This is a genomic window from Mycolicibacterium anyangense, from assembly GCF_010731855.1.
GTDB lineage: Bacteria > Actinomycetota > Actinomycetes > Mycobacteriales > Mycobacteriaceae > Mycobacterium > Mycobacterium anyangense.
The window spans coordinates 5,198,439-5,211,876 of record NZ_AP022620.1 but is presented as its reverse complement, the minus strand read 5'-3'; the positions used below and the strand labels follow the sequence as shown (position 1 = coordinate 5,211,876).

Here is a 13,438-nt window from a genome sequence, read left to right as displayed (position 1 = left end):
CCGGGGCGTGAATCCTCGGCGCCGCGCTCAGCCCAGGACGTCGGCGATCGGCGCGGCGGAGGCGATCTTGGCGCGGGTCTTCATGACCTTGCCCGGCATACCGCCGCCGACCACCCCGACCACCACACCGTCACGCTCGTAGTAGGCCAGGAACTTGCGCCCGTCGTCCTCGACGATGTGCACGACGTCGTTGGCCTCCGGCTCGCCGAGGCACTGGATCTTCACGTCGTACTGGTCGCTCCAGAAGTAGGGGACCACGACGAGCTCGGGAGCTTCCTTGCCCAGGATCGACGGCACCACCGCGCGCGCCTGCTCGGCGACGTTGCTCCAATGCTCCACCCGCGCTTGGTGTCCGGTGGCATCGCGCCAGGACGCCACATCGCCCAGCGCCCACACGTGCGGCGCGCTGGTACGGCCGACCTCGTCGCACACCACACCGTTGTCCACCGCCACACCGCTGCCGTCGAGCCATTCGGTGGCCGGCCGCGAGCCGATGCCCACCACCACCAGGTCAGCAGGTAACTCGCTGCCGTCACTGAGCACCACGGTGCTGACGTGCCCGCCCTCGCCACGCACCTCGGTCACCCCGACGCCGGCGCGCACATCGACACCCTCGGCTCGGTGCAGCCGGGTGACCAGACTGCCCACCTGCTCGCCGAGCACCGAGGCCAGCGGCGCTGGCTGCGGCTCGACGAGGACCACGTCGACGCCGAGCTTGCGCAGGCTTGCCGCGACCTCACAGCCGATGAATCCGGCGCCGATGATGACTGCCTTGCGGGCCGAGGCGGCGTGGGTACGCAGCGCCAGCGCCTCGTCGAGGTTGCGCAGCACCCGGATGCCCTCCAGGTCGGGGAACGACGAAATGCGCTTGGGCACCAGTCCCGTCGCGATCACCAGCTCGTCGTATCCCAGCACCGAACCGTCGGCCAGGGTGACGGTCTTGGCGGTGATGTCCAGCGTCTGGGCGGCACTGCCGAGCCGCAGGGTGATGTTGTTGTCCGTGTAGAACTCGGCGGGCTTGAGCGTGACGTCGTCGAGGTCGGCGTGCAGCACATCCTTGGACAGCGGCGGCCGGTCATAGGGCAGGTGCACCTCGTCGCTGACGATGGTGACCGGGCCGGTGTACTCCGACTTGCGCAACTGTTCGGCAGTGCGGGCGGCAGCCAGCCCGCCGCCGACGATGACGATGCCATTCTCGCTGGAACTCACGTGCTGTTCTTACCTGATCGGCGCCGGAAAGTGTCAGCCAGCCCTGGCCTTGCCTCGCTCACGGGGTCACGACGGCGAACGGTCGATCAGGTTGGACAGCACCACGATGCTCTCACTGCGCTCGATGTCGGCGCTCGAGCGAATGCGCTCCAGTGCCGCCTCGAGGTGCCGCATATCGCGGGCCAGCACGTGCAGGATGGCATCCGATGTGCCGGTGACGGTGGCGGCGCTGATCACCTCCGGAATATCAATCCAGGCCTGCCGCAACTGATCTGGCGCGATGGTGCCGTGGCAGTACACCTGGACGTAGGCCTCGGTGTTCCAGCCCAGCGCACTGCGGTCGATGACGGTGGTGAAGCCGCGGATCACACCGTTGTCGAGCATCCGATCCACTCGCCGCTTGACCGCCGGCGCCGACAGATTCACCCGGGCACCGATCTCGGCGAACGTCGCCCGGGCGTGCTCGGCGAGCTCGGCGAGAATGCGCTCGTCGGTGTCGTCGAGACGGTCCATTCGGCCACTCCTGGCGGTCGACGCAATAGATCGTCGTCATCCTAGCTGTGACGCAAGATTTTCGCCCCACACACGCAATAGCTATCGATTGATTGCGTCAGGCGGCGCCCATATCGTTGATTCATGACGATATCCCCCGATGTCGCCGCCACCACCATGGCGCCGCGCACCCAACGCCTCCGCCACTACGTCATGACCAGGCCGACGTACTTCACCGTCGAGTACGCCATCAACCCCTGGATGGACACCACCAACCCGGTCGACGTCGACCGCGCCGTCGACCAGTGGGAAACCCTGCGCGACACCTACCGCGGGCTGGGGCACACGGTAGATCTCGTCGACCCGGTCCCCGGCCTGCCGGACATGGTCTACACCGCCAACGCGGGTCTGATCGTCAACGGCGCCGCCATCGTCGCGCGATTCAGGCATGCCGAGCGTGACGGCGAGTCCGTCGCCTACGCCGACTGGATGGATCAGCGCGGACACTCCCCCGTCAGCACCCGCCACGTCAACGAGGGCCAGGGCGATCTGCTTGTTGTCGGATCGATGATCCTGGCCGGCACCGGCTTTCGCACCGACCCGCAGGCGCACAGCGAGGTGGCTGACCTCACCGGTATGCCGGTAGTGACCCTGGAACTGGTCGATCCGCGGTTCTACCACCTCGACACCGCACTGACGGTGCTCGACGACACCACCATCGCCTACTACCCGCCGGCATTCACCGATGCCGCGCGCACCCAGCTCGTGCAGCTGTTCCCCACCGCCATCGAGGTGTCCAGTACCGACGCCTACGTCCTTGGGCTCAATGCGGTATCCGACGGCAAACACGTGGTGCATCCGGCACAGGCCACCGGTTTCGCCGAGCAGCTCTACCAGGCCGGATTCCACCCGATCGGCGTCGACCTGTCCGAGTTGCTCAAAGGCGGCGGCTCGGTCAAATGCTGCACCCTGGAGGTCTTTTCGTGACCATGGCCGAGACCGTCGCACCGCCGTCGTCGACCGCCGCTGCGATCGCACTCGACGACGCCTACGCCGCGCACAATTACGCTCCGCTGCCAGTGGTGGCGGCCAGTGCGCGTGGCGCCTGGATCACCGACGTCGAGGGCCGCCGGTATCTGGACTGCCTGGCCGCCTATTCGGCGGTCAACTTCGGCCATCACAACGAGGAGATCATCGCCACCGCGCACCGCCAGCTCGACGCGGTGACCCTGGTGAGCCGCGCGTTCCACTCCGACCGGCTCGGCCCGTTCTGCGCGGCGCTGGCCCAATTGTGCGGCAAGGACATGGTGCTGCCGATGAACAGCGGCGCCGAAGCGGTCGAGAGCGGCATCAAAGTAGCCCGCAAGTGGGGTGCCGACGTCAAGAGCGTCCCGGCGGGCATGGCCAATATCATTGTGGCCGACAAGAACTTTCACGGCCGGACGATCAGCATCGTCAGCTTCTCCAGCGACGAGAGCGCCCGCGGTGGATTCGGGCCCTTCACACCCGGATTCCGCTCGGTCCCGTTCGGGGATTCCGACGCCGTCGCCGCGGCCATCGACGAGCACACCGTCGCCGTCCTCGTCGAGCCGATCCAGGGCGAGGCCGGCATCATCGTGCCGCCCGACGACTACCTGCCCCGGCTGCGCGCACTGTGCACCGAGAACAACGTGCTGCTGATCGCCGACGAGATCCAGTCCGGGCTGGCCCGCACCGGTCAGACCTTCGCCTGCGATCACTGGGGCGTGGTTCCCGACATCTATCTGCTCGGCAAGGCGCTCGGCGGCGGGGTGGTCCCGCTGTCGGCAGTGGTCGCCGACCGCAGCGTGCTGGGTGTCCTCAACCCCGGCGAGCACGGCTCCACCTTCGGGGGCAACCCACTGGCGGCAGCCATCGGCACCACCGTGGTGGAGATTCTGCAGCGCGGTGAATTCCAGTCCCGCTCAGCCGAACTGGGCCTGCACCTGCATGCCCGGCTGCGCGCACTGATCGGCCACGGGGTGCTTGCCGTGCGCGGAATGGGTCTGTGGGCCGGGGTGGATGTCGACACCCGCCTGGGTACCGGAAAACAGCTCAGCCTCGCCCTCGCCAAGCGGGGCGTCTTGGTCAAGGACACCCACGGCTCGACGTTGCGGTTCGCCCCGCCACTGGTGATCACCGCCGAGGAGATCGATTGGGCGATTGAGCAGTTCGCGAGCGCATTGGATGAGGCAGGCCGATAATCGGCTGAATCGGCCCAACTCAGGAGGCGCCCATGACGGCCCCGTCGATCTCGCTCACCGAACAGATGCTGCGCCGACGGCCCGTCATCGGCGCCCCCATCGCCCACGGCGCCTCTGATCATCTGAAACGCACCATCGGCACCTTCCAGCTGACCATGTTCGGCGTGGGGGCCACCGTGGGCACCGGTATCTTCTTCGTCCTGTCCGTCGCGGTGCCAAGTGCCGGCCCTGCCGTGGTCATCTCGTTCGTCGTCGCCGGTATCGCCGCCGGGCTGGCCGCGATCTGTTATGCCGAACTCGCCTCGGCCGTGCCTGTTTCCGGCTCGACCTACTCCTACGCCTACACCACGCTTGGCGAGTTCGTCGCCATGGGTGTGGCCGCGTGCCTCCTGCTGGAATACGGGGTGTCGATCGCCGCGGTCGCCGTCGGGTGGAGCGGCTACCTGAACAAGTTGCTGGACAACCTGTTCGGCATACAGATCCCGCACGCGCTGACCGCGGCGCCGTGGGATTCGGATCCGGGCTGGTTCAACCTGCCGGCCATCGTGCTGATCGTGATGTGCGCACTGCTGCTCATCCGCGGCGCCAGCGAGTCTGCAGCCGTCAACACGATCATGGTCGTCATCAAACTCGGTGTCCTGGCGTTGTTCGCGATCATCGCCTTCACCGCCTTCCAGGCCGACCGGTTCGCCGATTTCGCGCCGTTCGGCGTCGCGGGCATCGGCTCGGCCGCGGGCACGATCTTCTTCTCCTATATCGGCCTGGACGCCGTCTCCACTGCCGGTGACGAAGTCAAGGACCCACAGCGCACGATGCCCCGGGCGATCATCGCCGCGCTCGTCGTCGTCACCTGCGTCTACGTGCTCGTCACCGTGGCCGCCCTGGGCACCCAACCCTGGCAGGAGTTCGAGAACCAGCAGGAGGCTGGGCTGGCCACCATTCTGGACAAGGTCACCGGAAGCACCTGGGCCAGTACGGTTCTGGCGGCCGGCGCGGTGATCTCCATATTCTCGGTCACCCTGGTGGTGATGTACGGCCAGACCCGCATCCTGTTCGCCATGGGGCGCGACGGTCTGTTGCCCGCACGGTTCGCCAAGGTGAACCCGAAAACCATGACGCCCGTGGGCAACACGATCATCGTCGCGGTGGTGGTGTCGATCCTGGCCGGCTTCGTGCCGCTGGACAAACTGGCAGACATGGTATCGATCGGCACGCTGGTGGCGTTCATGATCGTCTCGCTCGGCGTCATCATCCTGCGAGTGCGTGAACCGGACCTGCCTCGCGGCTTCAAAGTGCCCGGCTACCCGGTGACCCCGGTGCTGTCGATCCTGGCCTGCGGCTACATCCTGTTCAGCCTGCACTGGTACACCTGGATCGCGTTCAGCGCCTGGGTGGCCGTGGCCTTGGTCTACTACCTGCTGTGGAGCCGGCACCACAGTGCGCTCAACGATGGTGGTGACGGCGTGATCGCCAGCGCTGCGCCGGGTGTGGACGCCGTCGAAGTGGTCAACCCGCCCCGGGATGCGTCGTGACGGTCGTCGTCGGCTACCTGGCCGGAAAGAGTGGTACCGCCCCGCTGAATCTGGCGGTGGGTGCGGCCAGGACACTGCGCACGTCGCTGACGGTGGCGACCATCGTCCCCAAGCCGTGGACCACCCCGTCGCCGGCGCGGATCGACGCCGAATATGCCTCGTGGGCAGGACAACTCGGTGCCGACTCGGCACAAGAGGCACAGCGCTATCTCGATTCGGTCTGCGACGGGATGGCAGTGACCTACCACAGCCATTCCCACCGCTCGGTGTCCCGCGGGCTGACCGAGGTGGTCGACGAACTCGGCGCCGACCTGCTGGTGCTGGGATCGTCATCCAACGGCCAGTTCGGGCAGGTGGTGGTCGGGTCGACCGCCGACCGGCTGCTGCATTCCTCGCCGGTTCCGCTGGCGATCGCACCGCGGGGTTACCGCATCGCCCGGTCCGGAGCGTTGACCCGCATCACCTGTGGCTACCCGGGAACTCCCGAATCTGTGGGAGTGGTCAAGCGCATCGCCGACTTGGCGATTCGGCTCGAGGTTCCGCTGCGGGTGATCACCTTCGCGGTGCGCGGGCGCACCATGTACCCACCGGAAGTCGGTCTGCATGCCGAGGATTCGATCCTCGCCGCGTGGGAGGCGAGTGCCCGCGAGCTGCTGGCCAAGCTGCGTACCGACGGCGTGGTGGGTGACGACGTGGTGCTGCAGGTGGTCAGCGGCAACGGCTGGGATCAGGCGCTGGACGCCGCCGAATGGCAGGACGGCGACATCCTTGCGCTGGGCACCTCACCGCGCGGTGACATGGCCCGGGTGTTCCTCGGGTCCCGCGGCACAAAGATCCTGCGGCACAGCCCCGTTCCGGTGCTGGTGCTTCCGGGCTGAGCCGATCAGCCGGCTAGTACTTCATCACGCCGCGGTCGATGCGGATCTGTGAACCCGACAGGGTCGAGGAGGCATCACCGGCCAGCCAGACCACCACATCGGCCACCTCGTCGACGGTCATGAAGTCGGACCGCTTACCGGTGGCGCCTTGGCCGACCGGAAGGTAAGGCATCGGCGCGAACGCATGCAGGTAACTCGGATGGGCGCCGAAAACCTTGAGCATGGCGTCGTTTTCGGTCATCGGTGTGGCCACCGAGTAGGGGTGGATCGAGTTCACCCGAATGCCGTACTCGCCGGCCTCCAGGGCAAGCGAGTTCGTCAGCGCCGTCAGGCCGTGCTTGGAGGCGGCATAGTGGCTGTTACCCGGGGTGGCTTTCACACCGGCCGAAGAACTGACCACGATGATCGACCCGCCGTTGCCGGCCTCGATCATCGCCGGGACCACGGCGCGCAATGTCCGCCAGGTACCGGTGAGGTTGGTGTCGATGACCGCGTTCCACTGATCATCGGTGAGCTCCCAGAGCCGACCCCACGACAGCACGCCCGCGTTGGCCACCAGAATGTCCAGTCGGCCGAACTGTTCGATCCCGTCGGCAACCAACAGCCGTAGCGCGGCGTCGTCACGGACGTCGACCTCGCGAGCCAGCACCTTGCGGCCCTCGGCCTCGACCAGCCGAACCGTCTCGGCCAACTCCTCCGAGGTGGTGCCCGGGTAAGGAACGGTGTCAGAAACCGGCCCACAGATGTCGGAGACGATGACGTCTGCCCCTTCGCGCGCCAGCCGCACCGCGTGCGCGCGGCCTTGACCGCGGGCGGCACCGGTCACGAATGCCACTCGTCCTTCGAGGGTGCCTGTCGCTGCTGCCATCAGAGGTCCTTTCCCTGCGTCCACGTCAGGCTAGCAAGACAACTGAAACGTGTTCTTGATCGTCCCGCTCCTTGCAACAGCAGCCGGCTGGAGGGCGGAGCCGCGACCGTGCGCTCTCATCCGCGTGGCGCGGCATGTCGCGGACGACACCGCACACTCGCGGCCGGATTGGCTCAGTACGTGATGGAGTCGCGGATTATCGGGCAGGTCATGCAGTGACCGCCACCGCGGCCGCGCCCCAATTCGGCACCCACGATCGTGATGACCTCGATACCGGCCTTGCGCAACAGCGAGTTGGTGTGGGTGTTGCGGTCATAGGCGAACACGACACCGGGTGACACCGCGACCAGGTTGTTGCCGCTGTCCCACTGTTGACGTTCGGAGTCATAGGCAGAACCGCCCGTCTCGACCACCCGCAACTCGGGCAGGCCAAGCGATTCGGCCACCACTTCGACGAAGGGTTTGGTGGCCTGGACGACCTCGAGGCCGGGCGCGGTGTCGCTGGGAGTCAGGGTGAAGGTCTGGATGTTGTCGACGATGTCGGGATAGATCGTCACCACGTCATGATCGGCGAAGGTGAACACCGTATCGAGATGCATTGCGGCGCGTAGTTTCGGCATTCCGGCGACGATCACCTTCTCGGCACCACCCTGGGCGAACAGCGTGGCGGCAACCTGGGTGATGGCTTGACGTGAGCTGCGCTCACTCATCCCGATCAGCACCACGCCGTTGCCCGGCACCAGGACGTCGCCACCCTCGATAGTGGCCATCCCCCAAGCCTTCTCGGGATCGCCCCACCACACCTTGGAGCCCACGAAGTCGGGGTGGAACTCGTAGATCGCCTTCATCAGCATGGTCTCGTCATGCCGGGCTGGCCAGAACAACGGGTTGAGCGTCAGGCCGCCATAGATCCAGCAGGTGGTGTCGCGGGTGTAGAGGGTGTTCGGCAGCGGCGGCAGCAGGTACTCGGTGACACCGGTGGCCTCACCGGCCAGGGCGCGGAAACCCGCACCCAATTCGGTGGGCAGGTCGCGGGTCGACATCCCGCCGATCAGGAATGCGGCCAGCTGCCGGGGCTCCAATGAGTCCAGATACGAACGCGTTTCGTCGACGAGACCGAGTCCGACCTCGTTGGGCACGATCTCGCGGTCGAGTAACCACGCCCTGGCAACGGGGTTGCTCATCGTCTCGGCCAGGATGTCGTGGAGTTCGACGACGTCGACTCCGTGGTCGCGCATCTTCGCGACGAAGTCGAGGTGGTCGCGGCGGGCGTTTTGCACCCACAGCACATCATCGAACAACAGGTCGTCACAGTTGGACGGGGTGAGCCGTTCATGGGCCAGCCCTGGTGAACACACCAACACCTTGCGCAGTGGCCCCACCTCGGAATGCACACCGTAGGCGGCGGACGGACGGGTCATCGCGCTGCCCCCGTCCCTCAGAGTTCGGACAGGATCTGCTGACGCTTGGTCGCGTACTCGGCTTCGGTGATGGTGCCGGTGGCGCGCAAGGTCTCGAGCTCCTGCAGCCGCTGGGCCGTCGTCGGCTCCGGCGGCGCACCCAGGAATGGTGCCGGCATCGGGGGTGCCACCGGGGCGGCGGGAGGCGCTGCGGTCGGCTGGGCGCCCGCGGCCTGCCGGACGACGGCCATCACCTGCTCCCGCGCCACCGGGTTGGACCGGAGGTCGACAACGTGATCGGCCGCGATGCCGTTGGCCCGCAGGATCTGCAGAATCTGCATCAGCGGACCGATCTGGCCGCGCAGATCGTAGGTCCGGTTGTCACTGGTCGAGGTGAACTGCGCCGGAACTGTGCCGGCGATCAGAGCACTGGCGCCCCAGTCGATCTCGTACTTCTGGGTGGCCGGGTCAACCAGAGCGACCAGATGGTGGCTATTGATGATCTGCATCCGCGCCGGGCTGGACGCCATCGTTTCCTGTGCGTCGAACGGCGCGAAACCAGGCCCTTCGAAGTGCAGGTTGACCTTGATCATCTGCTGATCGTTGACGAACCAGGACGTGTCGCTGATCCCGTTGATGGATACGAGGGTCAGTACACCGGTCTGGGTCAGCTGTTGATGGCGTGCCGCGGCTTTGACGCCGGCGTTGGTCAGCCACAGCGCGATCAGCACGTCGGCGGCGGTGATGAGCAACCCGACCCAGAACATCCAGTTGATGTAGGGCTGGGCCATCGGTCCCAGAGCGAAGTAGACGATCAGGAAGATCGGCCCCACCAGACCGCCGAACAGCAGAACTGTGAGCTGTGCCTTCAGATACCGCACCAACATGTTGCTGTGCCCTTCCTGTGTCGGAGACAGACTAGCGCCATCTGACCGGCGAGGATGGGCTTGCTGGAGCTGGGAGAATGCTGGCAATTACGGCGCCAGGACCTGGCCTACCGTCGGCACGTGCGGCAGTTGTCCGAAGAAGGCGGTATCACCGGCGGGCGTTGCCGGCGCCGGTGTCGCGGGATGGGCGAATGCGGTTGTGGCCGTGGGCATGACAGCGGGGACACGGCGGGGAACGGCGTTCATGCTGGTTTCGCCGACCATGATCACCGCGACGACGATGGCGGCCAACACCGCGACCAGACCGGCACCGCCGATCACGGTCGGCACCGAATATGTCCGCTGCGCGACGTCGTCGTACTCCACGTCCCCATTCCCGACTCCAGAAGATGCCGCAGCGTAGCACCGCAGCGCCGGCCGAAAAACGAAAACGGCGCCCACCCGAAGGTGAGCGCCGCTTCGCAGCAGAGCTAGGTACTCAGATCACTTGAGGATCTTGGTAACCCGGCCGGCGCCGACGGTACGGCCGCCCTCGCGGATCGCGAAGCGCAGGCCCTCGTCCATGGCGACGGGCTGGATCAGCTTGACGGAGATGTCGGTGTTGTCACCGGGCATCACCATCTCGGTGCCCTCGGGCAGGGTCACCACGCCGGTCACGTCCGTGGTACGGAAGTAGAACTGCGGACGGTAGTTGTTGAAGAACGGCGTGTGCCGGCCGCCCTCGTCCTTGGACAGGATGTAGACGCTGCCCTCGAACTCGGTGTGCGGGGTGGTGGTGCCGGGCTTCACGATGACCTGGCCGCGCTCGACGTCCTCACGCTTGACACCACGAACCAGCAGACCGACGTTGTCGCCGGCCTGGCCCTGGTCGAGCAGCTTGCGGAACATCTCGACACCGGTGACGGTGGTCTTGGTGACACCCGGGCGGATGCCGACGATCTCGACCTCTTCGTTCACGTTGATCACGCCACGCTCGACGCGACCAGTGACCACGGTGCCGCGGCCGGTGATGGTGAAGACGTCCTCGACGGGCATCAGGAACGGCTTGTCGGTCTCACGAACCGGATCCGGGATCGAGGCGTCGACGGCGTCCATCAGCTCTTCGACGGACTTGACCCACTTCTCGTCGCCTTCGAGCGCCTTGAGCGCCGAGACGCGGACCACCGGGGCGTCCTCGTCGAACTCCTGGGCGGCCAGCAGTTCGCGGACCTCCATCTCGACGAGCTCGAGGAGCTCCTCGTCGTCCACCATGTCCGACTTGTTCAGCGCAACCAGGATGTAGGGCACGCCGACCTGACGGGCGAGCAGCACGTGCTCACGAGTCTGGGGCATCGGGCCGTCGGTGGCGGCAACCACCAGGATCGCGCCGTCCATCTGGGCGGCACCGGTGATCATGTTCTTGATGTAGTCAGCGTGACCGGGGGCGTCCACGTGGGCGTAGTGGCGCTTGTCGGTCTGGTACTCAACATGCGAGATGTTGATGGTGATACCACGCTGACGCTCTTCGGGCGCATTGTCGATCTGGTCGAATGCGCGCGACTCGTTCAAATCGGGGTACTTGTCGTGCAGAACCTTGGTGATTGCTGCAGTCAGCGTGGTCTTGCCGTGGTCAACGTGACCGATGGTCCCGATGTTGACGTGCGGCTTCGTCCGCTCGAACTTCGCCTTCGCCACTTCTGTGTCCTCCTGGACTGTGTTGGTGCTTTTAAAGCAGGTTGTTGTTTTTCAGTTGTGTGGTCTGCCAAGCCGACAGGCCAGTCTTACTACTGAGCTCTACCCTATTGGGCCGTCCGCTCCGCTTACTGACCCGTCGCCTTCGCGATGATCTCCTTCGACACGTTCGCCGGAACTTCGGCGTACGAGTCGAACACCATGGAGTAGTTAGCCCGGCCCTGGGTCTTCGACCGAAGGTCGCCGACGTAGCCGAACATCTCCGACAGCGGAACCTGCGCCTTGACGACGCGCGCACCGCTGCGCTCCTCCATGGCCTGGATCTGACCACGGCGGGAGTTCAGGTCGCCGATCACATCACCCATGTAGTCCTCAGGGGTGGTGACTTCCACGGCCATGATCGGCTCCAGGATGACCGGCTGAGCCGCTGCGGCGGCCTTCTTCAACGCCTGCGAACCGGCCACCTTGAAGGCCATTTCCGACGAGTCGACGTCGTGGTAGGCACCGTCGAGCAGGGTGACCTTGACGTTCACCAGCGGGTAGCCGGCCAGCACGCCGTACTGCATGGCGTCCTGCGCGCCGGCGTCCACCGACGGGATGTACTCACGCGGGATGCGGCCACCGGTGACCTTGTTCTCGAACTCGTAGGTCGCACCGTCCTCGCCGGTGAACGGCTCGAGGTCGATGATCACCTTCGCGAACTGGCCGGAACCACCGGTCTGCTTCTTGTGGGTGTACTCGACGTTCTTGGCCGGGCGGCGAATCGTCTCGCGGTAGGCCACCTGCGGCTTGCCGACGTTGGCCTCGACCTTGAACTCTCGGCGCATGCGGTCCACCAGGATGTCCAGGTGCAGCTCGCCCATACCGCCGATGACGGTCTGGCCGGTGTCCTGGTCCAGGTGCACCTTGAAGGTCGGGTCCTCTTCGGCCAGCTTCTGGATGGCCGTGCCCAGCTTCTCCTGGTCGCTCTTGGTCTTGGGCTCGATGGCGACCTCGATGACCGGATCGGGGAAGGTCATCGACTCCAGCACGATCTGGTGGTTCGGATCGCACAAGGTGTCACCGGTGGTGGTGTCCTTGAGGCCGATGACCGCGTAGATGTGGCCGGCGGACGCCGTGTCGACCGGGTTCTCCTTGTTGGAGTGCATCTGGAACAGCTTGCCCAGGCGCTCCTTCTTGCCCTTGGTCGAGTTGACGACCTGGGCGCCGGAGTCGACCTTGCCCGAGTAGACGCGGACGTAGGTCAGCTTGCCGAAGAACGGGTGCGTGGCGACCTTGAAGGCCAGGCCCGAGAACGGCTCGTCGGCCGACGGCTTGCGCGAGATGATCTCGTCTTCCTTGCCGGGGACGTGTCCCTCGGCGGCCGGAACGTCGAGCGGGTTCGGCAGGTAGTCGATCACCGCGTCCAGCATGGGCTGCACGCCCTTGTTCTTGAACGCCGAGCCGCACAGCACCGGGTAGGCCTCGCTGCTGATCGTCAGCTTGCGCAGGCCGCCCTTGATCTCCTCGACGGTGAGTTCCTCGCCGCCCAGGTACTTCTCCAGCAGCGCCTCGTCGGTCTCGGCGACAGCCTCGATCATCGCGGTGCGGTACTCCTCGGCCTTCTCCTGAAGGTCCGCGGGGATCTCGACGACGTCGTACTTCTCGCCGAGCTTGGTCTCACCGGTCCATACCTTGGCGGTCATCTCGACCAGGTCGACGACACCCTCGAAGTCACCTTCGGAGCCGATCGGCAGCTGGATCGGGATGACGTTGGCGCCGAGGCGATCCTTCATCGTCTGCACGGAGAAGTAGAAGTCCGCGCCCAGCTTGTCCATCTTGTTGACGAAGCAGATGCGCGGGACGTCGTACTTGTCGGCCTGACGCCACACCTGCTCGGACTGCGGCTCGACGCCCTCCTTGCCGTCGAAGACGGCCACGGCGCCATCGAGCACACGCAGCGAGCGCTCCACCTCGACGGTGAAGTCGACGTGGCCCGGCGTATCGATGATGTTGATCTGGTTGTCGTTCCAGAAGCAGGTGGTCGCAGCCGAGGTGATGGTGATACCCCGCTCCTGCTCCTGCTCCATCCAGTCCATCGTGGCGGCGCCGTCGTGCACCTCACCGATCTTGTAGCTGATACCGGTGTAGAAGAGGATGCGCTCAGTCGTCGTCGTCTTGCCGGCGTCGATGTGCGCCATGATGCCGATGTTGCGGACCTTCGTGAGGTCGGTCAACACGTCCTGTGCCACGGCTAAATTCCCACTCTTTCGCTTGAGTTAATGCTTGTGGTGGTGGAC

Annotated in this window: 12 protein-coding genes; 4 read left to right on the top strand and 8 right to left on the bottom strand. The window is 65.8% G+C overall.

Annotated features, from left to right (window positions below; genetic code table 11):
* Positions 1–27: 27 nt before the first annotated feature.
* Positions 28–1,209 (bottom strand): NAD(P)/FAD-dependent oxidoreductase, encoded by a 1,182-nt coding sequence (locus G6N35_RS24570; protein ID WP_163806954.1) that lies wholly within the window; start codon positions 1,207–1,209, stop codon positions 28–30.
* 66 nt (positions 1,210–1,275) lie between these two features.
* On the bottom strand, positions 1,276–1,722 hold the full coding sequence (locus tag G6N35_RS24565; RefSeq protein ID WP_163806951.1) for an Rv2324 family transcriptional regulator: 447 nt from the start codon (positions 1,720–1,722) through the stop codon (positions 1,276–1,278).
* Positions 1,723–1,845: 123 nt separating this feature from the next.
* Here G6N35_RS24565 and ddaH point away from each other — a divergent pair, with 123 nt between their 5' ends.
* The 4 genes from ddaH to G6N35_RS24545 are packed head-to-tail and all read left to right on the top strand — an operon-like array spanning position 1,846 to position 6,333.
* Positions 1,846–2,688 carry a dimethylargininase gene (ddaH, locus tag G6N35_RS24560; protein WP_179967416.1) on the top strand — a complete coding sequence of 281 codons (843 nt, stop codon included), beginning with the start codon at positions 1,846–1,848 and terminating at the stop codon, positions 2,686–2,688.
* Between the two features lie 2 nt (positions 2,689–2,690).
* Complete coding sequence (gene rocD / locus G6N35_RS24555; RefSeq protein ID WP_163807909.1) at positions 2,691–3,923, top strand: ornithine--oxo-acid transaminase; 1,233 nt, start codon at positions 2,691–2,693, stop codon at positions 3,921–3,923.
* Between the two features lie 32 nt (positions 3,924–3,955).
* Complete coding sequence (locus tag G6N35_RS24550) at positions 3,956–5,455, top strand: amino acid permease (RefSeq protein ID WP_163806949.1); 1,500 nt, start codon at positions 3,956–3,958, stop codon at positions 5,453–5,455.
* The gene (locus G6N35_RS24545; RefSeq protein ID WP_163806946.1) at positions 5,452–6,333 is read left to right on the top strand and encodes a universal stress protein; all 882 of its coding nucleotides are present in this window, start codon (positions 5,452–5,454) and stop codon (positions 6,331–6,333) included. Before G6N35_RS24550 ends, G6N35_RS24545 begins: the two co-directional genes overlap by 4 nt.
* Before the next feature lie 13 nt (positions 6,334–6,346).
* Here G6N35_RS24545 and G6N35_RS24540 read toward each other — a convergent pair whose 3' ends face one another.
* From G6N35_RS24540 to fusA, 6 genes are all read right to left on the bottom strand, one after another.
* The gene (locus G6N35_RS24540; protein ID WP_163806944.1) at positions 6,347–7,201 is read right to left on the bottom strand and encodes a mycofactocin-coupled SDR family oxidoreductase; all 855 of its coding nucleotides are present in this window, start codon (positions 7,199–7,201) and stop codon (positions 6,347–6,349) included.
* Between the two features lie 173 nt (positions 7,202–7,374).
* Positions 7,375–8,622: an arginine deiminase gene (locus G6N35_RS24535; RefSeq protein WP_163806942.1), complete on the bottom strand. Its 1,248-nt coding sequence runs from the start codon at positions 8,620–8,622 to the stop codon at positions 7,375–7,377.
* 17 nt (positions 8,623–8,639) lie between these two features.
* On the bottom strand, positions 8,640–9,488 hold the full coding sequence (locus G6N35_RS24530) for an SHOCT domain-containing protein (protein ID WP_163806941.1): 849 nt from the start codon (positions 9,486–9,488) through the stop codon (positions 8,640–8,642).
* 87 nt (positions 9,489–9,575) lie between these two features.
* Positions 9,576–9,854 carry a hypothetical protein gene (locus G6N35_RS24525; protein ID WP_163806939.1) on the bottom strand — a complete coding sequence of 93 codons (279 nt, stop codon included), beginning with the start codon at positions 9,852–9,854 and terminating at the stop codon, positions 9,576–9,578.
* Positions 9,855–9,971: 117 nt separating this feature from the next.
* Positions 9,972–11,162, bottom strand: a complete 1,191-nt coding sequence (gene tuf, locus G6N35_RS24520) for an elongation factor Tu (protein WP_163806937.1) — start codon at positions 11,160–11,162, stop codon at positions 9,972–9,974.
* 125 nt (positions 11,163–11,287) lie between these two features.
* On the bottom strand, positions 11,288–13,339 hold the full coding sequence (fusA, locus tag G6N35_RS24515; protein ID WP_246224703.1) for an elongation factor G: 2,052 nt from the start codon (positions 13,337–13,339) through the stop codon (positions 11,288–11,290).
* Between the last annotated feature and the right edge of the window lie 99 nt (positions 13,340–13,438).

Bases quoted from the DNA above. Each gene is read 5' to 3' on its own strand.
- G6N35_RS24540 (WP_163806944.1), bottom strand. From the start codon at position 7,201: ATGGCAGCAGCGACAGGCACCCTCGAAGGACGAGTGGCATTCGTGACC.
- ddaH (WP_179967416.1), top strand. From the start codon at position 1,846: ATGACGATATCCCCCGATGTCGCCGCCACCACCATGGCGCCGCGCACC.
- G6N35_RS24535 (WP_163806942.1), bottom strand. From the start codon at position 8,622: ATGACCCGTCCGTCCGCCGCCTACGGTGTGCATTCCGAGGTGGGGCCA.
- G6N35_RS24550 (WP_163806949.1), top strand. From the start codon at position 3,956: ATGACGGCCCCGTCGATCTCGCTCACCGAACAGATGCTGCGCCGACGG.
- G6N35_RS24530 (WP_163806941.1), bottom strand. From the start codon at position 9,488: ATGTTGGTGCGGTATCTGAAGGCACAGCTCACAGTTCTGCTGTTCGGC.
- rocD (WP_163807909.1), top strand. From the start codon at position 2,691: ATGGCCGAGACCGTCGCACCGCCGTCGTCGACCGCCGCTGCGATCGCA.
- fusA (WP_246224703.1), bottom strand. From the start codon at position 13,339: ATGGCGCACATCGACGCCGGCAAGACGACGACGACTGAGCGCATCCTC.
- G6N35_RS24565 (WP_163806951.1), bottom strand. From the start codon at position 1,722: ATGGACCGTCTCGACGACACCGACGAGCGCATTCTCGCCGAGCTCGCC.